Annotated in this window: 19 protein-coding genes, 1 riboswitch and 1 other annotated feature; of the genes, 10 read left to right on the top strand and 9 right to left on the bottom strand. The window is 64.9% G+C overall.

Going from position 1 to position 23424, the window contains the following annotated elements; genetic code table 11:
- Positions 1–210 precede the first annotated feature (210 nt).
- The 6 genes from mtnN (at position 211) to obgE (ending at position 4343) form a co-directional block, all read left to right on the top strand.
- Complete coding sequence (gene mtnN, locus ACTNBU_RS06120) at positions 211–897, top strand: 5'-methylthioadenosine/S-adenosylhomocysteine nucleosidase (protein ID WP_441031818.1); 687 nt, start codon at positions 211–213, stop codon at positions 895–897.
- 49 nt (positions 898–946) lie between these two features.
- A complete protein-coding gene (locus tag ACTNBU_RS06125; protein WP_441031820.1) occupies positions 947–1414 on the top strand; it encodes an S-ribosylhomocysteine lyase in 468 nt (155 codons plus the stop codon).
- Positions 1415–1669: 255 nt separating this feature from the next.
- Positions 1670–1981: a 50S ribosomal protein L21 gene (gene rplU / locus ACTNBU_RS06130; RefSeq protein ID WP_441031822.1), complete on the top strand. Its 312-nt coding sequence runs from the start codon at positions 1670–1672 to the stop codon at positions 1979–1981.
- A 1-nt stretch (position 1982) separates the two neighbouring features.
- Positions 1983–2315 (top strand): ribosomal-processing cysteine protease Prp, encoded by a 333-nt coding sequence (locus ACTNBU_RS06135; RefSeq protein WP_441031824.1) that lies wholly within the window; start codon positions 1983–1985, stop codon positions 2313–2315.
- Positions 2316–2357: 42 nt separating this feature from the next.
- Positions 2358–2642 (top strand): 50S ribosomal protein L27, encoded by a 285-nt coding sequence (gene rpmA, locus ACTNBU_RS06140; protein ID WP_441031826.1) that lies wholly within the window; start codon positions 2358–2360, stop codon positions 2640–2642.
- A 414-nt stretch (positions 2643–3056) separates the two neighbouring features.
- Positions 3057–4343, top strand: coding sequence for a GTPase ObgE (gene obgE / locus ACTNBU_RS06145; RefSeq protein ID WP_441031828.1), 1287 nt, complete (start codon positions 3057–3059; stop codon positions 4341–4343).
- A 287-nt stretch (positions 4344–4630) separates the two neighbouring features.
- On the opposite strand, the gene ACTNBU_RS06150 is transcribed toward obgE, so the two are convergent.
- Positions 4631–5236: a single-stranded DNA-binding protein gene (locus tag ACTNBU_RS06150; protein WP_441031829.1), complete on the bottom strand. Its 606-nt coding sequence runs from the start codon at positions 5234–5236 to the stop codon at positions 4631–4633.
- Positions 5237–5506: 270 nt separating this feature from the next.
- Here ACTNBU_RS06150 and ACTNBU_RS06155 point away from each other — a divergent pair, with 270 nt between their 5' ends.
- Entirely contained in the window at positions 5507–6847 is a 1341-nt protein-coding gene (locus tag ACTNBU_RS06155) for an MATE family efflux transporter (RefSeq protein WP_441031831.1), read from the top strand.
- A gap of 200 nt (positions 6848–7047) precedes the next feature.
- Here ACTNBU_RS06155 and ACTNBU_RS06160 read toward each other — a convergent pair whose 3' ends face one another.
- The 5 genes from ACTNBU_RS06160 to ACTNBU_RS06180 all read right to left on the bottom strand — a co-directional run bounded on the left by ACTNBU_RS06160 (position 7048) and on the right by ACTNBU_RS06180 (position 16733).
- Positions 7048–8433, bottom strand: coding sequence for a TrpB-like pyridoxal phosphate-dependent enzyme (locus ACTNBU_RS06160; RefSeq protein WP_441031833.1), 1386 nt, complete (start codon positions 8431–8433; stop codon positions 7048–7050).
- 88 nt (positions 8434–8521) lie between these two features.
- Positions 8522–8767 (bottom strand) — a binding site (T-box leader).
- A gap of 142 nt (positions 8768–8909) precedes the next feature.
- Positions 8910–9959: an NAD(P)H-dependent oxidoreductase gene (locus tag ACTNBU_RS06165; protein ID WP_441031835.1), complete on the bottom strand. Its 1050-nt coding sequence runs from the start codon at positions 9957–9959 to the stop codon at positions 8910–8912.
- Positions 9960–10016: 57 nt separating this feature from the next.
- Entirely contained in the window at positions 10017–11261 is a 1245-nt protein-coding gene (locus tag ACTNBU_RS06170) for a lactate dehydrogenase (protein ID WP_441031837.1), read from the bottom strand.
- Positions 11262–11294: 33 nt separating this feature from the next.
- Complete coding sequence (locus tag ACTNBU_RS06175; protein WP_441031838.1) at positions 11295–11852, bottom strand: hypothetical protein; 558 nt, start codon at positions 11850–11852, stop codon at positions 11295–11297.
- A gap of 54 nt (positions 11853–11906) precedes the next feature.
- Positions 11907–16733: a nicotinate-nicotinamide nucleotide adenylyltransferase gene (locus ACTNBU_RS06180; protein ID WP_441031840.1), complete on the bottom strand. Its 4827-nt coding sequence runs from the start codon at positions 16731–16733 to the stop codon at positions 11907–11909.
- A gap of 273 nt (positions 16734–17006) precedes the next feature.
- On the opposite strand from ACTNBU_RS06180, the gene ACTNBU_RS06185 reads away from it, so the two are divergent.
- Positions 17007–18038, top strand: coding sequence for a hypothetical protein (locus ACTNBU_RS06185; protein ID WP_441031842.1), 1032 nt, complete (start codon positions 17007–17009; stop codon positions 18036–18038).
- Positions 18039–18332: 294 nt separating this feature from the next.
- Here ACTNBU_RS06185 and ACTNBU_RS06190 read toward each other — a convergent pair whose 3' ends face one another.
- Positions 18333–20309, bottom strand: coding sequence for an LTA synthase family protein (locus ACTNBU_RS06190; protein WP_441031844.1), 1977 nt, complete (start codon positions 20307–20309; stop codon positions 18333–18335).
- A gap of 88 nt (positions 20310–20397) precedes the next feature.
- Positions 20398–21027 (bottom strand): Gx transporter family protein, encoded by a 630-nt coding sequence (locus ACTNBU_RS06195; RefSeq protein WP_441031846.1) that lies wholly within the window; start codon positions 21025–21027, stop codon positions 20398–20400.
- 106 nt (positions 21028–21133) lie between these two features.
- A riboswitch (FMN riboswitch) is annotated at positions 21134–21280 on the bottom strand.
- 156 nt (positions 21281–21436) lie between these two features.
- On the opposite strand from ACTNBU_RS06195, the gene ACTNBU_RS06200 reads away from it, so the two are divergent.
- Together ACTNBU_RS06200 and ACTNBU_RS06205 are read left to right on the top strand one after the other, a co-directional pair.
- The gene (locus ACTNBU_RS06200; protein WP_441031848.1) at positions 21437–21982 is read left to right on the top strand and encodes an SLOG family protein; all 546 of its coding nucleotides are present in this window, start codon (positions 21437–21439) and stop codon (positions 21980–21982) included.
- A gap of 48 nt (positions 21983–22030) precedes the next feature.
- Entirely contained in the window at positions 22031–22786 is a 756-nt protein-coding gene (locus ACTNBU_RS06205; protein ID WP_441031850.1) for a DUF4358 domain-containing protein, read from the top strand.
- Between the two features lie 73 nt (positions 22787–22859).
- Here the strand turns inward: ACTNBU_RS06205 and spoVAE are convergent, their stop codons facing one another.
- Positions 22860–23216, bottom strand: coding sequence for a stage V sporulation protein AE (gene spoVAE / locus ACTNBU_RS06210; RefSeq protein WP_441031851.1), 357 nt, complete (start codon positions 23214–23216; stop codon positions 22860–22862).
- Positions 23217–23424: the final 208 nt, after the last annotated feature.

Consider the following 23424-nt stretch of genomic DNA (forward strand, 5'->3'; position numbering starts at 1 on the left):
GCCCGCCTCGAATCAAATCAAATGTCTGCAAAAAGCCTGCGGCAGCAGGCGTTTGCGCCGCACAGCGGCAGGTTTTCAGACCGCTGTGCGGTCAGAAAACCGAGACATTATTCGGGCGCTGAAAAGGTCCGCAGGACTTTTTCAGCAGCCTGAATTTGTCCGCCCGCAGGGGCGGACAAATTTTACCACATTTACCACAAGGAGGAACCTATGAAGATCGGACTGCAATTCGCCATGCCGGAGGAGTTCCACGCCCTGCCAGGGGCCAAGGATCTGGAGCCGGTGGAGACCGTCTCCGGCGTGCCCTTCTATCAGGCGGCGCCGGGCATCCTGGCCTGCGCCGGCGGCATCAGCAAGGTCAACGCCGCCATGGCCGCCGAGATCTTTTGCCTGAAATACGGCGTGGACATGATCATCAACGCCGGCGTGGCCGGTTGCGCCACGGACCTGCCGGTGGGCTCCCTCATCGTGGCGTCGGAGTTCGTCCAGCACGACGTGGACACCACCGCCATCGGAGACCCCGTGGGTCTGGTATCCACGGTGAACCGGGTGGCCTTCCCCACCTGGGAGCCGGAGCGGTGCGCGGCCATCCTGAAGGACCTGGGCTTCAACGCCGGCATCGGCCGGGTGGCCACCGGCGACTGGTTCGCCGTCAAGGGCGACCGCTCCGCCTGGATCCGGGACACCTTCCAGCCCACCCTGGTGGAGATGGAGGGCTGCGCCATCGCCCAGGTGTGCCTGCGGAACAACGTGAAGTTCGTGGCGGTGAAGTCCGTGTCGGACCACCTGTTCCGGGAGAACAACGCCGAGGAGTTCTTCGACTTCCAGCAGGCTCTGACGGACCTGGGACGTCTGCTGCTGCCCCTGGCCCAGACCTTGCAGAAGGAAGAACCCTGAAGACCGTTTCGATTCGTGCCGCCGGCCGGCGGCGGAAAGGGAAGACGATATGGAAGAACTGGAACGCATCGCCAGCTTTACCGTGGACCACACCAAGCTCCAGCCGGGACTGTACCTGTCCCGCCGGGACGGGGACATCCTGACCTTCGACCTGCGGTTCAAAAAGCCCAACACCGGCGACCTGCTGACCAACAGCGAGATGCACTCCGTGGAGCATCTCATCGCCACGCTGCTGCGGAACTCCGAGGACCAGGAGGCGGTGGTCTACTTCGGCCCCATGGGCTGTCAGACCGGCTTCTACTTCCTGTTCAACAACCAGCTGCTGTCCTGCGAGGGGGCCATCCAGCTTTTGCAGGAGGTCTTTGCCAAGGCGGCGGACTTTGCGGGGGAGATGCCCGGCAGGAGCGCCATGGAGTGCGGCAACTACGCCAATCTGGATGTGGACACCGGCAAGGCGGTCTGCCGCTGGTACGCGGAGCTGATCTCCGATTGGACCGTGGAAAAACTGGCCTACTGACCCGCCGCAAATGCCCTTTGCGTGACAACCGGCCCCAGTCTGTGATAGACTGGGGCCAGAACTTTTCCGGGAGGGACTTCCACGGCGCCGGGGAAAATTCCGCCGCCTGACCGGAAAAGCGGATTTTTTCCGCCAAACCTGTTGACATTTTGAAAACGGACTGTTATACTTGATAAGCCGCTTTGAATGGGTCTACAAGTGCGCCCTGCGCGCCGCCCCCGACAGCGAGCCCGTATTGAAGGAGTTGAAAACACAATGAACGCTATCATCGAGACCGGCGGCAAGCAGTACAAGGTCGCGGAGGGCGACGTCCTGTTCATCGAGAAGCTGGACGTCAACGCCGGCGACACCGTCAAGTTCGACAAGGTCCTGGCCATCCTGGACGGCGACAACGCCACCTTCGGCACCCCCGTGGTGGAGGGCGCTTCCGTGGAGGCCACCGTCGAGAAGAACGGCAAGGGCAAGAAGATCCGTATCTTCAAGTACAATCCCAAGAAGGGTTACCGCAAGCGCCAGGGCCATCGTCAGCCCTACACCAAGGTGACCATCGGCAAGATCTCCGTGTAAGATGACCACCGTCACCTTTCACATGGAGGGCGACCGGCTCACCGGCTTCGACTCCCAGGGGCACAGCGGCTACGCCGAGGAGGGCGCGGACATCGTCTGCGCCGCCGTCACCAGCGCCATCCGCCTGGTGGAGGCCACGGTGAACGATGTGCTGGGCCTGGCCGCGTCGGTGAAGGTCCGGGAACAGGACACCCGCATTGAGCTGCGGCTCCCCGGCGGTCTCTCGCCGGAGGCGGAGTACGCCTGCCAGTCCCTGCTGACGGGACTGATGGTGTATTTCGCGGAGCTTCACGACGAGTATCCTGAAAACATCGAGGTTCTGGAGGAAGAGTGATTCCTCCCCATTCTAAAATCTACAGAAAGGATGGTCCCTAACATGATCCGTATCGGTTTACAGTTCTTCGCCCACAAAAAGGGCGGCGGCTCCACCAAGAACGGCCGTGACTCTCAGGCCAAGCGCCTGGGTCCCAAGCGGGCTGACGGCCAGTTCGTCAAGGCCGGCAACATTCTGGTGCGCCAGCGGGGCACCCACATCCATCCGGGTGTGAACGTGGGCATGGGCACCGACAATACGCTGTTCGCCAAGGCTGACGGCGTGGTGCGTTTCTCCCACCTGGGCAAAGACCGCAAGCAGGTCTTCATCGAGACTGTCGCGGAATAACTGGCTGACAGAACGGCCCCCGGACGCTTGTCCGGGGGCCGTTTTCTGCGGGGTCGTTTCCTGAAAAAGAAAGGTCATCCGCTGCGGGGGGAGCTCGAGGGGGCGGAGCCCGCCTCGAATGGGATCGGATGTCTGCAAAAAGCCTGCGGCAGCAGGCGTTTGCGCCGCACAGCGGCAGGTTTTTGGAACGAACAGCGTTCCAAAAATCGAGACATCAGGCAGAGCGGCAAAAGCATTCGTTTTTGCCGCTCTGCCGCCCCCCGGACAAGCGTCCGGGGGGCGTTTTTCACAGAGCGCCGCCGGTGCGAAACCGCCGGATTTGCCCCATTGTCTTGACGAGTGCCGGTGTTTTCGCTAAAATGGACGAAACTGGACATTCTAATGACAAGACATCAATTTTGAGAGGATACAGAGATGGCAACAACATTCATCGATAAAGCCCGTATCACCGTCCGGGCGGGCAACGGCGGCAACGGCGTGGTGGCCTTCCACCGGGAGAAGTACGTGGCCGCCGGCGGTCCCGACGGCGGCGACGGCGGACGGGGCGGCTCCATCATTCTCCAGGTGGACGACAACATGTCCACCCTGATGGACTTCCGCTACAAGCGCAAGTACGTGGCCCCCAACGGCGCCGACGGCCAGGGCGCCCGGAAGTCCGGCAAGGACGGTGCGGACCTGATCATCAAGGTGCCCCTGGGCACGCTGGTGCGGGACGCCGAGACCGGCGAGATCATGAAGGACATGTCCGACCGGGAGCCCTTCGTCCTGTGCCGGGGCGGCCGGGGCGGCTGGGGCAACATGCACTTCGCCACCCCCACCCGGCAGGTGCCCCGGTTCGCCAAGGGCGGCCTTCCCGGCGAGGCCCATGACGTGATCCTGGAGCTGAAGCTGCTGGCGGACGTGGGCCTCATCGGCTTCCCCAACGTGGGCAAGTCCACGCTGCTGAGCGTGGTGTCCAAGGCCCAGCCCAAGATCGCCAACTACCACTTCACCACCCTGTACCCCAACCTGGGCGTGGTGTGGGTGGACGAGGGCGTCAGCTTCGTCATGGCGGACATCCCCGGCATCATCGAGGGCGCCAGCGAGGGCGCGGGCTTGGGTCACGACTTCCTGCGGCACATCGACCGCTGCCGCCTGCTGGTCCACGTGGTGGACGTCTCCGGCAGCGAGGGCCGGGACCCGGTGGCGGACTTCGACGCCATCAACGAGGAGCTGAAGCAGTACAGCGCCGAACTGACCAACCGCCCCCAGATCGTGGCCGCCAACAAGGTGGACATCATGGAGGATCCGGAAAATCTGGAGCGGCTGCGGAAGCACGCGGAGGAACTGGGCTATCCCGTGTTCGAGATCTCCGCGGCGGCCCACATGGGAACCCGGGAGCTGGTGAAGAAGGTGGCGGAGATGCTGTCCGTGCTACCGCCGGTGCGGGTGTTCGAGCCGGAGTACGTGCCCCAGCCCCCCAAGCCGGACACGGACCAGCCCCTGGACATCCAGCGGGTGGACGACGGCCACACCTGGATCGTGGAGGGCCCCTGGCTGGCCCGGGTCATGTCCAACACCAACTTCAGCGACTACGAGAGCCGGATGTACTTCGACAAGACCCTGCGGGAGTCCGGCCTGTTCCAGCGTCTGGAGGAGATGGGCATTCAGGACGGCGACACCGTCTCCATGTACGACTTCGAGTTTGAATATCAACGGTAAACAACAGTGCGCCGGGAGAGATCCCGGCGCGCTCAGGCTGTCGAAAAAGTCCGATGGACTTTTTCGACAGCCTTCACAATGCCTCGCTTTTCTGCCCGCGCAGCGGGCCGAAAAGCTGCCGCTGCGCGGCGCAAACGCCTGCTGACACAGGCTTTTTGCAGGCATTCAATCCAACACGAGGGGGCTCCCGCCCCCTCGTACTCCCCCTGCAAAAAAGGACTCTTTTCCTTCAGACAGGGTTTTTCGACAAGCTGAGCGCGCCGGGAGAGATCCCGGCGCGCTGTGTGTTACTGGCCATCCTCTTCCGTCAGGTGCATCACCGACACCTCGTAGGCGGTGCGCTCCTGGGGGCCGTCCTCCGTGACCTTGGTGTAGAGCCGGCTCTGGACGCGGCCCTCCAGAGCCAACCGATCCCCCACCCCACGGCTGCTGAGGAGGGAGGCCAGCTGCCCCCAGGCGATCACCGGCAGATAGTCCGCCCGGCCGTACCGGCGGGGCACCGCCAGCATCAGGTCGCAGATGCTCCGGCCCAGGGGCGTCCGGCGGTATACCGGCGGCTTGCACAGCGTGCCGGACAGGAGAATGCGGTTCTCCGGCGTGCCGGTGCCCGGTTCCGCCTCCCGGGCGAAGACCGTCAGCACCAGACGGCTGCCGTGTCCGCTGCGGTTGTTGAAGGACCGGAACTGTCCCCGGATCCGCAGGGGCGCCTCCGGCGCCGCCAGGGGCAAATACCGCTCCGTCACCAGAACGGGCAGGAGGTCCGCCTGTCCCGACAGGCGGGGAACGGACAGAGAGAAGCGGTAAAAGCGGGTCCCGTGGTTTTCGTGGGAGAGGACGGGGGCGGTGAGGACCCGGCCCTCCAGCTCCACCTGATTGCGGCTGATCTCATCCATATCGTACACCTCGGTCGTAAGTATCTTTCATACAGGATTGGGAGACGCCGGTGAAGGCGTGTCCCGTAAGCTCACTATCAGGCTATGAGGGGTTTGTCCGGAATAGACCAGCTTTTTCAGGCGCGGCCTTGACAATCCGGCGGCGCTGTGCTAGATTATAGGACGTTCATCGGAGGGCTTGTGATCGCAATCGCAAAGCTGGATAAGATGCCGGGTGCGCCCGGGGTCTTAGCCGGCTTTTCTTTTTGCCCGGAAAGAAGGAGGAGAACCATGGAACGGGAACACGATTTTACCCAGGGACCCATTTTGTCCGCCCTGCTGCGATTCGCGCTGCCGGTGCTGCTGGCGCTGCTGCTGCAGGCCATGTACGGCGCGGTGGATTTGCAGGTGGTGGGGAGATTCGGCGCGGCGGCGGACATCTCCGCCGTCTCCACCGGCAGCCAGATCATGCAGACCGTCACCATGGTCATCACGGGCCTGGCCATGGGCGTCACGGTGCTGCTGGGCCAGAAGATCGGCGAGGGCAGGCCCGACGAGGCGGGCCGCACCGTGGGCTGCGGCATCTGCCTGTTCGCCGCGGTGACGCTGATCGTCACCGCCGTCATGCTGCTGGCGGCGCCGGGAATGGCGGTGGTGATGCAGGCCCCGGCGGACGCCTTCGACGGCACGGTGCGGTACGTCCGCATCTGCTCCGCGGGGGCGGTGTTCATTGTGGCCTACAACATCCTGGGCAGCATCTTCCGGGGGCTGGGGGACTCCAACATGCCCCTGATCACCGTGGCCATCGCCTGTTTTTTCAACATCGCCGGGGACCTGCTGCTGGTGGGGGGCTTCGGCATGGGGGTGGCGGGAGCCGCCGTCGCCACCGTGGCCGCCCAGGGCATCAGCGTGGCCCTGTCCATGGTCATCATCCGCCGCCGGAAGCTGCCCTTTGCCCTGACCCGGGCGGACATCCGCTTTGACCGGGAAATCACCGGCCGCATCCTCCGGCTGGGCAGTCCGGTGGCCCTCCAGGACCTGCTGGTGAGTTTGTCCTTCCTGGCCATCATCGCCATCGCCAACGCCATGGGCACCGTGGCCTCCGCCGGTGTGGGCGTGGCGGAGAAGATGTGCGCCTTCGTGATGCTGGTGCCCTCCGCCTATATGCAGTCCATGTCCGCCTTCGTGGCCCAGAACATCGGCGCGGGACGGGAGGACCGGGCACGGCGGGCGCTGGCCTGCGGCATCGCCTCCTCCGTGGCGGCGGGACTGCTGATGGGCTGGGCGGCGTTCTTCCACGGGGACGTGCTGGCGGGACTGTTCGCCAGGGACACGGCGGTCATCGCTGCCGCCTGGGAGTATCTGAAGGCCTACGCCATCGACTGTCTGCTGACCAGCTTCCTGTTCTGCTTCACCGGCTACTTCAACGGCTGCGGACAGACCGTGTTCGTCATGTTCCAGGGCTTCGCCGGGGCGCTGGGCGTCCGGCTGCCCATGGCGTTCCTCGTGAGCCGGTTGTCGCCGGGATCGCTGTTCCATCTGGGACTGTCCACCCCCGCCTCCACCGTGGTACAGATCGCCCTGTGCGGCGGGTACTTCCTGCGGCGGAAGCGCGGAGACGCGCAGGCATAACGAAACAGGCGCGTGGCAAACTGCCGCGCGCCTGCTGCTATTTTGGGAAAAAATATATTAAAACTGATTAAAACGGTTCAAACCGTTTTATAGCGCGAAGCGCGTTCAGTTTTTATGAGACGCCGAATTGTGCCTCTGCACAATTCGAGCGTGCGCAGCACGCGGGATTCTTGATGAAACTTTTTCATCAAGAATCAGTATCACTCCTGGCCCGGGACCTGGGGCAGGGTGGCGAAGCTGGCCTCCAGCTCGGCGTCAGAGGGGATATAGTCGCTCATCTCGCCGTTGTGGAACTTCTCGTAGGCCACCATGTCGAAGTAACCGGTGCCCGTCAGGCCGAAGACGATAGTCTTCTCCTCGCCGGTCTCTTTGCACTTCAGCGCCTCGTCGATGGCCACCCGGATGGCGTGGCTGGACTCGGGGGCGGGAAGGATGCCCTCCACCCGGGCGAACTGCTCCGCCGCCTCAAAGACCTTGGTCTGCTCCACGGAGCGGGCCTCCATGTAGCCGTCGTGGTACAGCTGGGACAGGATGGAGCTCATGCCGTGATACCGCAGGCCGCCGGCGTGGTTGGGAGAGGGGATGAAGTTGCTGCCCAGGGTGTACATCTTGGCCAGGGGGCAGACCTTGCCGGTGTCGCAGAAGTCATAGGCGAAGCGGCCCCGGGTGAAGCTGGGGCAGGAGGCGGGCTCCACGGCGATGATCTGATAGTCCTTCTCGCCCCGGAGCTTCTCGCCCATGAAGGGGGAGATCAGGCCGCCCAGATTGCTGCCGCCGCCGGCGCAGCCGATGATGATGTCGGGGACGATGTTGTACTTGTCCAGCGCCGCCTTGGTCTCCAGACCGATGATGGACTGGTGAAGCAGCACCTGATTCAGCACGCTGCCCAGCACGTAGCGGTAGCCGGGGGTGGAGGTGGCGGCCTCCACGGCCTCGCTGATGGCGCAGCCCAAGGAGCCGGTGGTGCCGGGATGCTCCTTCAGGATGGCCTTGCCGATGTTGGTGGTCTCGGAGGGGGAGGGGGTGACGGAGGCGCCGTAGGTCCGCATGACCTCCCGGCGGAAGGGCTTCTGCTCATAGCTGACCTTCACCATGAACACCTTGCAGTCCAGGCCGAAGTAGGAGCAGGCCATGGACAGGGCGGTGCCCCACTGGCCGGCACCGGTCTCGGTGGTGACGCCCTTCAGCCCCTGCATCTTGGCGTAGTACGCCTGGGCGATGGCGCTGTTCAGCTTGTGGGAGCCGGAGGTGTTGTTGCCCTCGAACTTGTAGTAGATCTTCGCCGGGGTCTGGAGCTTCTCCTCCAGGCAGTAGGCCCGCACCAGCGGGGCGGGACGGTACATCTTGTAGAAGTCCCGGATCTCCTGGGGGATGGGAATATAGGCGGTATCGTCGTCCAGCTCCTGGCGGATCAGCTCGTCGCAGAACACGGGCCGCAGATCCTCAAAGGCCATGGGCTGGCCGGTGCCGGGATTCAGCAGGGGCGCGGGCTTGACCTTCATGTCCGCCCGGACGTTGTACCAGGCCGCGGGCATCTCGGACTCTTCCAGATAGATCTTGTAGGGGATGTTGTTGTCGTACTTCATGGTGTGTCTCCTTTCGTCCTGCGGCCCTTTGGGGAAAAGGAAACAAAAAAGACCTCTGTCCCATCAAAGGACCTAAATGAATAGGGTCCTTTGGGACAAAAGTCTGAAACTTCTGCGGTGCCACCCAAATTGGCGAATTCCTCGCCCGCTCGGCGACGTGCCATCACACGTCTTTCCCTGATAACGGGGGAAAAGCCCGTCGGCGCTTACTGGCTCACGCGTTCAGCCCGCCCTCCGCAGTCCATTCGTCAGAGCCGTCTCTGCTGCCATCCCACCACCGGCAGCTCTCTGAAAGAGGGGTTCTCTGCTTACTCGTCTGCGTCATCGGTTTTCTGCTTTGAACTTGTGGAGAGTATACTCCCCGGAAAGCGGAAATGTCAAGGGCCAATTTTGATTTTGGCGGACTGCTGAAATTTCACTGCGGTAAATCGTTGAATTGGACAAAAGGGACCCGCCGCAAAACAGCGGGTCCCTTTTCACGTACACAGCTGTTCCCGCATCCGGCCCGCAAAGGCGGCCAGACGGTCCTCGATGCCGGGGAGGCGCATGGCGGAGCCTTTGTCGTTGGCGGTCTCCAGCAGGCAGGCCATGGGGGGCAGATAGAACCCCTTGTTCATGGACAGCGCCCCGATGAGCTGCCGGGCCACGATGTCGCCGCCGGAGTAGCCGGACACCACGATGCCGTAGACGGCCTTGTTGGTGAAGGGGGTGGTGCGGTACAGGGCCGTCAGGCGGTTGATGGCCGCCGTCAGGTTGGCGGCCAGGGCGTCGTTGTAGTTGGGGCACAGCAGCACCAGGGCGTCGGTGTCCCGCACCGCCGGATAGACCTCCTGCACCATGACGCCGCCGTAGAAGCAGCCGCCCTTCTCACCGAAGTGGAGACAGGTGGTGTAGGGGCACCCGGCGCAGTCCTCCATGGTGCCGTTCCGCAGGCCGATCTCCGTGATGTCGCACCGGTCCGCCAGCCGGTACCGCACCGCGCCCCACAGGTCCAGGGTGTTGGAGGTCCGGCGGCTGGAGGCGTGGAGCACCGTTATCCGGGGCCGGGGATGCCGCACCGGCGCGAAGTCCAGGATCCGGGCCGCCAGATCCCGGGCCGCCAGACGGTAGGCGTCCTCCAGGGAGCAGTCCGCGTTTTTCGCCTGGACGGTGAAGTTCCGCAGGTCCCCAGTGGCCTCCACCAGGGGCCGGCCCACCAGCAGGCACCCCGCCTGATTGGCCGCCAGGGCCAGATCCCGGGCGGCGGCTTTCGTGTACAGGTCGCTGGGGCCGTCCACCAGAATGCCGCCCACGGACCCGGCCAGACAGCCGGGATGCCGCCGGAGATACGCCAGCAGGGGCCAAAGTCCGTCGTTCATGCCGGCGTCGTCCAGGGGGACGGCGAACAGGATGCGGGCATGGGAGACGGGCCCCTCCAGCCGGGTCAGCACCCGGGCCGGATGGCCCTTCAGGGCGTATTCCAGCGTGGTGGTGAACCGTTCCCCGGCGATGCCGCCGGGGCAGATGACGGTCAGCAGATCAGACATGGGGCTGTCTCCTTCCAAATCGAGTTTCCGGAGCGCCTGCCGGGAACGCGCCCCGGGTCAGATGATCCCGGCCAGGATCTGCTCCGTCTCCCGCAGCCGGGCGAACAGGCCGTCCGGCAGGGACAGGGCCTCCGTCTCCAGACCGGCGGGGGTGTAGCGGTTCCGGCAGCCGAACCAGACGCCGCCCAGATGGACGGAGCCGCAGTGCCACTGGCCCCGCAGCAGCAGAAGCAACTGCAACGCGCCGGAGGAGATGGCCGGGGCCACGTAGGGCTTGAAGCCCATCTCCCGGATGCGGAGGTTGGCCTCCACCACTTCTTTCGTCAGCGCCTGGGAGACATCGTCGTCGTAGTGCGCCACGGAGTTGGCGATGATCAGCCCCTGGCCGTGGGGGCCGAAGCTGCGGCCCTCCGTCAGGAAGGAGCGGTAGGCGTCGTTCTGCTTGGCCAGCGCCGCCGCCCGGGCGTTCATGACGCCCAGACCGAAGCCGTGGACCTGCTCCGGCAGCAGGCCCAGTCCGTCCCACGCACCGTTTTCATCCTCATTGGACGCCAGCCACGCCGCCTTGCACAACGGGTCCACCGGGTCGCTCATGACGATGAACAGCCCCCGGTAATCCGCCGCCCGGGCCTGCCGGGCGTAGTGGGCCACGATGGACCGGTTGGCCTCGAACTGGGCCATCCGCACGTCTTTTACGCCGCTGCCCACGGCGGGGATGGACTTGGTGGCGATGAACACGAACACGTCGCACTCAAACAGGTGGTCCAGGTCCACGGCCACCACCTCCGGGAAGGCATCGTAGTCCCACGGGGCGGAGATCTGGCTCATCTCCGCCACCCACCGCCGGACGGTGCTCTCATTGAGGTCGCAGATGCCGATGGTGCCGATGCAGTCGCCGCCCGCCAGCTTCAGGGCGGTGAGCAGGGTGCTGCCCACGTCGCCCACCGCCAGAATGTGGACCCGCTTTTTGCCGGTGCGGGGGCGGCAGAAGGTCAGGGCCTCCCGCCATCTGGGATGGCGGACGTTGACGGCGGACAGCCGCCGCTCACCGATGGCCCGCAGCACGTCCTCCGGCAGCTCCGGTGCGGGGTTGGGGATGCGGCCGGGGTCCAGCGCCCGGAGATCGTCTGTCTCCGCCGCCAGCTGCCGGGGATCGGAGACGCAGAACAGGGCGCGGCCGTCCGACGGGTCCCGGCTGACCAGGAACCGCTGCGGCGTCTCCGCCGGGGCGTCCGCGTGGGAAAGGGGCAGGTCCGGCAGCAGGGAGGCAGCCGTGGTATCATCAAGGGAATAGCAGTACATGGGTGATCTCTCCTTCAGGCAAAGAAAATCGTTTCAGGACAGGGCGGGCCGGCCGTCGTCCCGGCGGTACAGCACGCCGTCCTCTGCGTAAAAGACGGGGTTCTCCGCGTCACAGACATAGCGGTAGGACACGTGATACCGGGCCACGGCGGCGCCGGTGCCCACGGCCACAGTGTCATAGCCCGTGTCCGCCGCGTGGATCTCCGTGACGGACTTCCCCAGCTCCACGGTGAACACCAGCTCCTCCGCAAGGGGTATGTCCGGACTGGGCTCCAGGGTGGAGCGGTACGCTTCCGGCAGGGTCACGCCGAACCGGACGGGCACGCCCCGGCCATAGTATCCTCCCAGGGCGGTGACGGCCACTCCGTCCACGCTGTCCGGGACGGTGACGGTCATGTGGTCCGGGTCGCCGTCCCAGAGCCAGCTTCCGGCAAAGGCCCGACGGCTGAGGCTGTTGACATAATATTCCTGGGCACCCTCCGTCACCGGCCCGTGATAGAGCATGGCGGCGTCCCGGAGGACGAACAGTCCCGCGGCTGCCAGAGCCAGCAGGAGCAGCAGGACGGGGAGGAGGGTTCGTTTCGCTTTCATGGCGGCGGCTCCTTTCCGGACCGGTCCGGTCACAGGCGCTTGGCGGGATGGGCCTTATTCCAGCACGTTCCGCATCCGCAGCAGGGCCTGGAGGTCGTTGTCCAGGCACAGCGAGGCGGGCAGGTTGGGGTCGTAGGCCAGACAGTTGCCCTTGTCCGGGGACAGCGGCAGGATGACGGCCTCGTTCAGCCGGGACAGGGTCAGGTTCCGGGCGAACCGCTCCCGGTAGGCGGTCTCCAGAGAGGCCAGAATGTCCCGGGAGTTCTCAATGCAGGCCCGGGAGAACCGGAACACGGTCTGGTGGCTGCACTCCTTGTAAAAGTTGGGGAAGGCGTAGGGCAGGATCAGGTTGACGGCGGGGGTCAGGCCGGGCACCGAGGGCTTGGCGCCGCTGACGGTGTCGCCGCCGATGAAGGGATACATGGTGGACTCGATGAACCAGGCCCGCAGGTTGGGGATGAAGTAGACGCAGTCGGCGGCGATGTTCCGGTCCGCCATCAGGTCCCGGCCCCGGGCGGACATGACGCCCACCAGCACCCGGTCGATGGGCACGTCGTACCGGCGGAGCATGGGGTCCAGCACCTGGAAGCGGTTGCTGGAGTGGAGCAGATCGTCCACCAGGATCACGGGGCGGCGGAAGGACTTGATGGTGCGGATCTGGCTCTCCAGAGGGGCGTAGCCGGGGAAGGCCTCGATGGTGAAGGAGCGCAGGTCCGGGGCGAAGACCTTGTCGGTGTGGATGGTCTTGGTGACGGTGTTGGGGATGGCGTTGCCCCGGAGGATCTTGCCGAAGGGGACGCACATCTTGGGGCCCAGCACCCGGGGATGGGTGGGCTCCGCCGGGACGCCGTTGATCTCCACGATCTTCCGCACCAGCCGGTGGTAGATGACCTCCGCGTTGAGGGACAGCACCAGCCCGCCGGGATACAGCTCCGTGATGGCGGCCTGGAACTTCACGTGGGCCTTCCGGACGGCGGCCAGCACATTGCGGTCGGAGGCGAAGGGCTCCTTCAGGGTGGTGGGGATGTTCTGGATGACGGCCACCGGCGCCCGCATGTCCACCAGCATCAGGGGACGGTCCCCCGGCTCGGCGGGCACCGGCAGGAAGCCGGTGCGGCGCATCAGATCGTCCACCTCGGCGGGAGAGGACTCCCGGGGAGCGTAGACGGCGTAGCAGCAGTCGTCGGACAGGGCCTGCACCAGGGCGTCGGTCAGCAGCAGCTGGGGCACGTCATAGTTTCCGCCGGGATGGGGCTGGGCATACAGACCCGTCAGCAGGCACACCCGTCCGGCGGAGTGGGCCCGGATGTAGTTGGCCTGCCGGGCGTCGCCCAGGGCGCTGTACAGTCCCACGGTGTTCACCACCCGCATGGACAGCACGCCCAGGATGCGGCCACGGCCGGTGCGGTCCCGGAGGATCATCAGGGCGTCCCGGGGGTCCAGCTTCACCCGGCGGCCGATGGCCGCCAGGAACTCCTCCAGCTCCCGGACCAGTCCCTCGCCGGGATGGGCGGCGTAGGAGAAGTCCAAAGCGCCCACCCGCATGAGCTGCTTGTACTGGGGCTCCCGGAGGTACAGACTGTTGCGGTAGATGAAGTCCTGCACGCTGGGGTCGATGAGGTTGGAGATATCCCGGCCCAGGTCGATGTTCTCCCGGATGCGGGTGGAGCTGATGTCCTCCAGATGGGTGGGCAGCTGGAGCTGCAGCACCTTGCCCCGGATGCGGGTCAGGTCCGCCTCGATCTCATGGCCGTCGTTGTCGCTGGCCCGGCGGAAGACGATGTGGTTCATGTTCTGGACGGAGCCGGGGGAGGGGGGCGCCTTGTAGGACGAGGCGTTGGCCACCACGTCGGAGCCCACAGCCAGATACAGCTCCCGTCCGGCGAAGACCTCCCGCAGGCGATTCAGGTCGCCGGGATTGGCCAGGTTCACGGGGATGTCGTGGGGGAACAGGTACACGTCGAACTCGTCGGCGATGGACATGCTGACCAGCTGGCGGCGGATGAGGCTGGGCTGGGCCTTCTTAGACCAGGAGAACTCGTCGATGGCCAGATACACCTCGAAGCCCAGGTCCCGGATGTTCTGGACGATGCCCTTGTGGGACAGGGAGAAGGGGTCGAAGGTGCCGGGGAAGAAGGCGGCCTTGTGAGGGATGGTGAACTGGAAGGGACCGCTCTCGATCCGGTGGAGGACGATGAAGCGGTAGATGTGGGACAGGGCGGCGGCGGTGTAGAAGAAGATCAGATCCCCCTCGTCGCCCTCCTGAATGAGGCACAGCACCTTCTTGGCGGTGAGGGTGAACAGGCTGGTCTTCTCCACGTAGGACAGGGTCTGGGAGGCGTACAGCCCCTCGCCAAGGATCCGCAGGGCCTCCTGGCGCACCGGCTCCCGATAGGACGCCAGGCCCCGCAGCAGCAGGCCCATCAGCTGGCGGCGGCGGGCCTCCAGCACGTCCTCCTCCTCATGGAACCGGCCGCCGTACACCGCGTAGTACTCCAGCATGGAGCCGATGGTGCTGAGGGCGGCGGCCACCACGCTGTCGCTGGGGGAGGACAGCAGGGACTGCATCTGGGCGATGACCTCGTCCAGCTCCCGGGGGGTCAGCCACAGGGCGAACCGGCCCAGGTACTCCGGAATGTACTTGGACATCTCCGACTGGCCGGTCTCCAACGACTTGGACAGCTCCACGGCGATCTCGTTCCGCCGGTCCGGCGTCAGGGACGGCGCCAGCGCCAGCAGGGACCCGCCGGCCAGACGCCGCACCACCACGTGCTCGCTGACCTTCATCAGATTGGAGAAGTGGGTGGCGATGTGGAGGACGTTGGGGTTGATGCCCCGCTCCACCTGATCCAGCAGGTATTCCACGCCCACGGCCTTCAGCACCCAGTGGGTGGCGGTCTTCAGGTTGTCAAGAAAGACGTTGCTGACCACGTCCGGGTCTGCCAGCTCCCGCTCCTGGGCGGAGACGTCGGAGCCCAGGGCGCGGCCCAGCTGGACCTGGAGGAACAGCAGCGGCGCGGAGGACTGGCAGTCTGCCGCCAGCACGTCGCCGGCAATGCGCTGCCGCAGCACCTCGTCCCCCGGCCGGACGGCCAGCAGGTGGAGAAACAGCCGCAGGGCGGCCGCCCGCTCCGGCAGTCCCCCGGTGCGGAGCCAGTAGGAGGCGAAGTCCGCCAGGGTCAGCACTGTGGCCTCGTCGCAGCGGCTGGCGGGGAAGCTGACCACCGTATCCAGCAGGGCGAAGGCGGTGTCCACGTCCACCTGGGCGGGGTCGGTGTAGTGGCGCAGCAGCTCCGCGGCGAACCGGGAGACGTCGGCGTCGGAGCAGTTCTCCAGCAGGGCGTCCACCACCAGCTTGGCGGTGTAGCGGATCTTGCTGGTCTGGGCAGGGGTCAGCAGCCCGTCGGGGCGGATGAGCTTCTCCAGATACTCCGCCCAACGCTGGAAGGGCCGGTCGTCCTCCGGGTCCGGGGCGGACCCCGCGGGCAGCTCCTTCTTGTAGCCGGAGTGATACCCCGCCAGAATGCGGCCGATGAGGGTGGCGGACTGACGGCGCATGTCGCCGTCGGGATTCATCAGTAGCTCGTACAGGAAGTCCAGGGTCTGGTCCTTCTGGGAGGAGGACAGATAGGTGAAATACTCCTCGAACACGGACACGTAGGCCCGCAGGCGGCCCAGGTCCTTCTCGCTGTGGGCGGCCTCCAGAATGCTGGCGAACAGCTGGTCATGGGTCAGACTGTGCATCAGCCGGATGTTGTGGTCCACGGCGGTGCGCCGCAGGGCCGACACCACCTCGTCGGGGGTCAGCAGGGCGGCGTCCTTCCGGGGCAGGGGCGGCGTGTCGTTGCCGTGCAGCGTCACGTCCACGCCGAAGGACAGCAGGTACTCCTCAAAGTCGTGGAGCTTGGAGTAGACGAAGCGGTAGCGGCGGCGCTTGGCGTCGTCCACGTTGTCCAGCTTGGCCAGGATCACGTCGAAGGCCTCCGCCAGGGAGTAGATGCGGGCGATCTCGTTGCCGCTCTCGTCCCGGGACTGCTTCACCCGGAAGTCGGCGTACACCAGGATCAGCGACTCGGCGGACAGGTTCTCGATCTCCAGATCCCAGACGGAGTGGTTGGCGGCGATGTGGCCGATGGTGTTCAGGTCCCGCTGGGAGAACCACTGGTTGGTGTAGTGGTAGTGGAGATAGGGCACCCGCTCACCGGCCTTGCATCCGAACTTGCCGATGTCGTGGCCGGCGGCGGCGCCGCTCATCAGGGCCAGATCCACCAGTCCGCCGGCGGCCTCGAAGGCCCGGGCTACGGTCATGGACACGTGGTGGACGCCTGCGATGTGCTCCAGGGTGCGGAAGGGCGTCACCTCCCGGCCCAGGCGCAGCAGCTCGTAGACGTGTTCCTCCCGGAAGCGGGTCAGGAAGCGGCGGTACTCCTCCGCCACGAAGCTGCGGCGGATCTCCTCCTCCGTGCAGAAGGCGAAATCGTACTGGGGGTCGAAGGGCAGGTCCCGCCGCTCCATGTCCAGCAGTACCCGCAGCACCTGCAAAAAGCACAGCGCGGCGTCGGTCTGGGCGGCGGAGTGCTTCCGGTCCAGCTCCGGATACAGCAGCGACACCGCCGTGTGATAGGCGAAGGGCAGCCAGCCCTCCTCCGGCTCCGGCGCGGCGGCGGACAGCATGGGGCGGCACAGCTCCAGCACCTGGCCGCAGGTCAGCCGCTGCCGGATGGGCAGCAGGGGCCGCAGGGCGGCGTTCCAGTTCACCTGCTCCAGCAGGCGGCGGGCGTCCGCCTGGTTCATCCGCAGACGCCGGAGGAAGCCCGGCTCCTGAAAGGCCCGTTCCAGCGCGGCGCTGGCATCCAGGGCGGCATCGTGTTCCATCAGCATAAAAAAACCTCCATCGGCGGACGGCGGATACAGCGATCCACGGGCCGTCCCGGCCGCTCATAGCATGGGTCATATAAGTGAATGATAGCATAAACCGACGGGATAGGAAAGAGAAATCCACAAAATGACCGCCGTTTTTTTCCAGTTCCCCGTTGACCTGCACAAAGAGGCGCCGCCGGGGGAGCTGTTCTTTTCCGGCGGGATGTGCTATACTACTGTCTGCCGGACCGGCCGCGGCCGGTGAGTCCGGTATGCAGAGAGAGGGGACCGTCCGTGAGACAATCAAGAGAGAACGGAAGGAGCCGGAAATGGCTCCGGCGGCTGCCGGCGCTGATGATCCTGGCGGTGCTGGCGCCGCTGGGCATCTTCTGGCTGGGCTTCCGCGTCTATTACAACGAATTTTACAGCGCCGCCGTGGCGGACGTCCACATCCCCGGCCTGGCGGAGAACTTCGTGCCCCAGGGACTGGAGGCCTGCGGCGGCGGAGAGTTCCTCATCAGCGGCTATATCTCCACCACCGGCGTCTCCCGGCTGTACTATATCAAGGCCAACAGCGCGGCCCGGCTGATCCGGGTGGTGGACAGGGACGGAAAGCCCCTGGTGAGCCACTCCGGCGGCATCTGCACCAACGGGCCCTTCACCTATCTGGCGGGCAGCGGCGGGAACTGCTACGTCCTGCCCTCGGCGGACATTTTCGACAGCGCCTCCTATGAGGCCAACGTGCTGGGGGTGCTGAAGACGGACAACGCCGCCTCCTTCTGCTATCTGACGGAGGACCATCTGCTGGTGGGGGAGTATGAGTACGGCCGGTTCAAAACCGAGGAGTCCCACCACATCACCACCCCCGCCGGGGACCGCAACACGGCGGTGCTGCTGTCCTATCCCTTGAACGGCGAGGCGGAGTTCGGCGTGGAGCCGGAGCCGGATCGGGCCTACTCCATCCCGGAACGGGTCCAGGGCACCTGTGTCACCGGCGACGGACGCATCGTCCTGTCGGCCTCCAGCTTCCGCAACAGCTCCCAGTTGTTTTTCCACGACCGGAAGACCGTGGTGCAAAGCCCCCACGGCATCTACTGGAACGACGGAACCCCCATCCCCATCTACTATCTGGACACCGGCAGCTGCGTGGACGTCCTCCATCTGCCGCCCTACTCCGAGGAGACGGTGTACGACGGCGGCCAGCTGTACGTGCTGTTCGAGTCCGCCGCCAACCGCTTCCGGTTCGGTAAGCTCATGGGCGGACAGTACCTCTACCGGATGCGTCTGCCCGAATGGGAGCGGGACGCCGGAGTAGACGCCCCATAAGTAAGCGCAGAACGCCCGCCGCGATCACGCGGCGGGCGTTAACGCTTTAGAAAAACTCCGTAGGTAATTTTCGACAGCCTTCACAAATCCTCGCTTTTCTGCCCGCGCCGCGGGCCGAAAAGCTGCCGCTGCGCGGCGCAAACGCCTGCTGACACAGGCTTTTTGCAGGCATTCAATCCAACACGAGGGGGCTCCCGCCCCCTCGTACTCCCCCTGCAAAAAAGGACCCTTTTCCTTCAGACAGGGTTTTTCGACAAGCAGAACGCCCGCCGCGATCACGCGGCGGGCGTTTTCTCAGTCGTAGAACCCATCCGGGTGGTTGTCCTCGTCGAACAGGTGGTTGTAGGCCAGAATGCGGTAGGCTTCGTACAGCGTCCGGGCCTCCTCCAGCAGATCGTCCTCCCTGTCGGTGACGGTGCCGTCCGGCAGCATGAAGCCGATGGTGGTGGCCACCGGCAGTTGGGACATCATCTCCCAGTGGAGCTTCTGGTAGTCCGTCAGCTCCAGCCCCGCCAGATAGGCGGTGAGGGTGCCCAGATAGTTGGCGGAGATGGTCAGGTCCTCCGCTTCCGGAATGTCGTAGTTGGCCCAGATGAAGAAGGGCACCGCGTACTCCTGGAAGACCTCCTCCGTGGTGCGGTCGTCCAGATTCTTGCCGTACACCGCCTTGTAGAAGTCGCTGCCCAGAGGCGGCTGATGGTCGCCGAAGAACACCACCATGGTCCGTTCGTCGCTGGCACTGTAGTGCTCGATCAGCTCCCGGATGGCGTTGTCGCTCTCCTTCGCCAGGGACAGGTACTGGGCCACGGCGCTGGAGGAGGCGCCGTCAGGGGCCGCCGCCTCCACGGAGCGGTCCAGATTGTTCCAGCCCTGGGCGTAGCCGCTGTGGTTCTGCATGGTGACGTTGAACAGGAAGGCGGGGCCCTCGGTCTCATCGGTCCAGCGATAGAGCTGCTCATAGTCGCTGGAGTCGCTGACGTACTTCCGGATGAGCCGGGGATTCTCCACGTCCTCCTGGTAGAACTGCCGGTCAAAGCCCATCCAGGGGTACACGGAGGTCCGGTTCCAGCCGGAGGACAGATAGGGGTGGAAGGCGATGGCGTGATAGTCCAGCTTCTTCAGCTGGGACACCAGGGAGGGCATCCCGTCGTAGCAGTACAGTTGATAGGCCACGGTGGAGGAGGGCAGGAAGGCCAGGGAGTCCCCGGTGAGGAACTCGAACTCCACGTTGGCGGTGCCGCCGCCGGTGACGGGGGAGATCATGGTGCCCTTGACGGTGTTCTCCGTCAGGCTGTGGAAGAAGGGCAGGGGGTCCTCCGTCAGCTCCAGATTGGGGAAGGCGGCGGCCATGTCCGCAAAGGACTCGTTCATGATCACCACCAGATTCTCCGGCAGCTCCAGTCCGCTGGAGACAGCGGGCTGCTGATCGATCTCATTCGCCAGCTCCTGTGCCCGCTCCGCCGAGTAGTCCTCCGGGGCGGAGACGAAGCTGTACCGCAGGGCGGTCATGAAGTTCAGCAGGAAGCCGTTGGCCTGGGTCTTCCACTGCTGGGCGTAGATGCCGATGGTGGGCAGCAGGGGCGTGCAGAAGAACACGTATAAGTACACGGCGATGGCCGCCCAGGAGGCGATGGCCGCCGGGAGCCGCAGCTTCTGCCGTCCCTTGGGGTGGAATACCAGCTGGCCCAGGAGCAGCAGCACCCAGTACCCCGCCAGGATGCCGGCGGCGATCCAGACGTTTTTGTCCGGCGTGTAGTCGAAGTTCCCGGCCACGTTGGCGGCGGTGCCGATGCTGAACAGGTCGCAGGGGAAGATGATGCGCCCCCGGAAGGTCAGCACATAGTGGTTGGCCAGGGCAAACAGGAAGCAGGCCGCGGAGGCGGTCCAGGCGGCCAGACCCTTCCGGCCCAGCACCAGCCGGAACAGCCAGAAGATCAGATAGTACCACATCAGGTTCAGGGCCACCTGTTCCGTAGTCAGGGAGTGGAAGGGGTCGTTGTTGTTCAGGTACTCCACCATGAGATAGGTGAGCCAGGGGCCGATGACGAACACCGCCCGGGCGGCGTTCTCCCGGTGCAGCAGGAAGGCCTGCAGCCGCCGGAACCGGGGCGAACGGGGCGCCTCCGTCTCCTGGGAGACGCCCTCCGATGCTTCGGCGGGGGCGTCCGATACGTGGGTATCTGTGACGGGGGCGTCCGGCACGGCGCCGCCGGTCTCCTCCGGGAATTCAATTGTGGGGGCAGTACCGGTGGTCAGCAGTTCCGGTTCCATACTTCATAGCTCCTCTCTGGGGGATATTGGAAAATCAAAAGGGAAAAAACGGCAGACGCCGCAGCGCCTGCCGTACATATGGTTCCTCTTACTTGTGCAGAAGGGGGGACAGGGGCTTGTAGATCAGGAAGCACAGCGCCACATCCAGCATCCCCTTGCAAAAGGTGAAGGGCATGTTGAAGATGACGAGGCACTTGATGAGACTGTCGGCGGAGGGCAGGATGGCCTGGTACATACCGATGATGGCGTCCAGGGGCAGGCCGTAGCACACCACATAGGCGGGATAGACCAGGAAGTAGTTCAGGGGCACGGAGAGCACGGCCATGAGGACGGCGCCCGCCACGGAGCCGATGAGGGCGGTCTTCCGGGACTTCTTCCACTGATAGATCATACCGGCGGAGAAGGCGAACACGGAGCCCATCAGGAAGTTGAACAGCTCGCCCACATAGGCGGAGGAGGTGCCCTTGATGAGGATGTGTAGCAGGTTCTTCAGGAACGTGACGGTGACGCCGTAGACGGGGCCCAGGGAGAAGGCCGCCAGCAGCTCCGGCAGATCGGAGATGTCCAGCTTCACGAAGGACGGGATCAGCGCCGGGATGGGGAACTCAATGAACATCAGGGCGAAGGCCACCGCGGACAGCATGGCTGTGACGGTGAGCTTGTGGGTGCGGGACATGGCGCTGGTGCGGCTTGCGGCGCGGACGGTGGGATCGGACATAATAAAACACTCCTTTTTACTGTCTGAAAACACCCTGGATACTTTGCGGGATCTCCAAGGTGAATCAACAGCAAAGGAGCGCACCAACGGCGCGCGGCTCCGCCGCACTCATCTTCTTCCATCCAGACTTCGGCACCGGAAAGGCCGTTACTGTCGGTCCCGGAGTTTCACCGGGTCAGCGGACGCGCCGAAGGACGCGCCGGTCGCGGACTGTACCGCCGGTGGGGAGTCGCACCCCGCCCTGAAGACAAAGAATTCAGTTGTTTTCTGACGGTAGTATACGACAGGATCATCGAAATTGCAACCCCCAAAATAAGCCTTTACAGGCAGAAACAGATGTTCTATAATAAAAGGCAAAAAGGGGGACGGCGCCGCGGCGGACCGTCCCGGAGGAAGGGGGGGACCCGCCGTGCGGGGAAGACCGTCGTCGTGCAGCTTCACCGGCCACCGGCCCGGCAAGCTGCCCTGGAGATACAATGAGCGGGACCCCCGGTGCGTGGACCTGAAGCGCCGCATCCGGGACGCCGTGGACACCGCCTATCAGGAGGGCTACCGCCATTTCCTCTGCGGTATGGCCCAGGGCTGCGACCTCTATTTCTGCGAGTGTGTCCTGGCCCTCCGGGCCCGGCATCCGGACGTGACGGTGGAGGCGGCCATCCCCTGCCCCACCCAGGCGGCGGAGTGGCCGGAGGCGGAGCAGGTCCGCTACCGGACGCTGGTGCGGGCCTGCGATTACGAGACCATGGTGTCCGATCACTACACCCGGGACTGTATGCAGCGGCGGAACCGGTATCTGGTGGACCATGCGTCTCTGCTCATCGCCGTGTGCGACGGCACGGCGGGGGGCACCCGGTACACCGTGGAATACGCCCTGCGGCAGCGGGTGAACGTGGTGGACCTGCCGGTGGTGGTGACGGCGGTGAAAAAAAATCCGGAGCGCCGGGAACTTTTCTGATTCTCCGTCCGTCTGTATCTCCAGAACATGAAACAAAAGGAGAAACCCATGAAAAAAAGATGGATGACACTGATGCTGGCCCTGGCCCTGGCGGCCGCCCTGACGGCCTGCGGCGAAAAGGACGGCGCCGCGTCCTCCGGCCCGGACGTCTCTGTCCCCGCGGCGGGAGACGTATCCCTTCCGGCGGAGAGCGACGAGGAGACGGCGGAGCCGGAAGACCAGCAGCCCGAGGGTGAACAGAGCGAAAACCAACAGCCTGCGGACCAGCAGCCCGCCGCCCCGTCCCAGCCGGAGAGCAAGCCCGCGGAGAAGCCCGCCTCCACGCCGGACAAAAAGCCGGACAATGGCAGCGGCCAGTCCGGCTCCTCCAACGGCGGCAGTTCCTCCTCCGGCGGTACGGAGACGGCCCAGTCCGTGGATCTGGCGGCGTTCTATGAGACCGTCAGCGCCGGGGACAACTTCCCGGCCATGGCCGCCCTCACCGGCGACACCCTGGACGCCCTGTATCCCGGCCTGAACGACCTGAAGCCCAGGCAGTGCCTGGTGTACACCCCCATGATCTCCGCCGTGGGGGCGGAGATCGCCCTGGTGGAGACGGCCTCCGCCGGCGACGTCCAGACGGTGAAGGACATCTTCCAGTCCCGGATCGACTACCAGATCGAACAGGGGGCTTTCTATCCCGCCACGGTGGAGGCGTGGAAGAACAGCACGCAGATCGTCTCCAACGGGAACTATGTGATGCTGGTGTGCATGAACGGCGGCTGCGACGGCATCGTCAGCAGCTTCAACGCCCTGTTCGCGTAAACATTCTCCATGAAACGGCAAGGACCGTCCTGCCTGATGGCGGGACGGTCTTTGATTTTCCGGACACCGGGGCTCATCGCTTGTCGCCGGGCTTGAAGATCAGGGCCATCACCACGCCGAACACCACGGCGGCGGCGATGCCCCCGGCGGTGGCGGTGAGCCCGCCGGTGAAGACACCCAGCCAGCCCTTCTCCGCCACGGCCTTCTGCACGCCCTTGGCCAGGGAGAAGCCGAAGCCCGTCAGGGGGACGGTGGCCCCGGCGCCGCCCCAGTCGGCGATGGGCTGATAGACGCCCACGGCCCCCAGAAGGACGCCCGCCACTACGTAGCCCGTCAGGATGCGGGCGGGGGTCAGCTTTGTCTTGTCGATGAGGATCTGTCCGATGGCGCAGAGGATGCCGCCGCAGAGAAACGCGTTGACGTATTCCATAGAGATGCCTCCCAAGGTTTTCTTGGGTCAGTGTGCCCGGAACGGGAGAGATTATACGGATGGACAAAGAGCCGGGCCGTCGGAAGACGGCCCGGCTCTCAGGCTGTCGAAAAAGTCGAGCATAGCTGGGCTTTTTCGCATTTATATGGTAAAATAAGCATGGGTGATGAAAGATGCTTGAACGAGGGAAGCTGGATCGTGGAATCGT

It is taken from the genome of Dysosmobacter sp. HCP28S3_G4 (assembly GCF_052065175.1).
In the GTDB taxonomy this organism is placed as follows: Bacteria; Bacillota; Clostridia; order Oscillospirales; family Oscillospiraceae; genus Oscillibacter.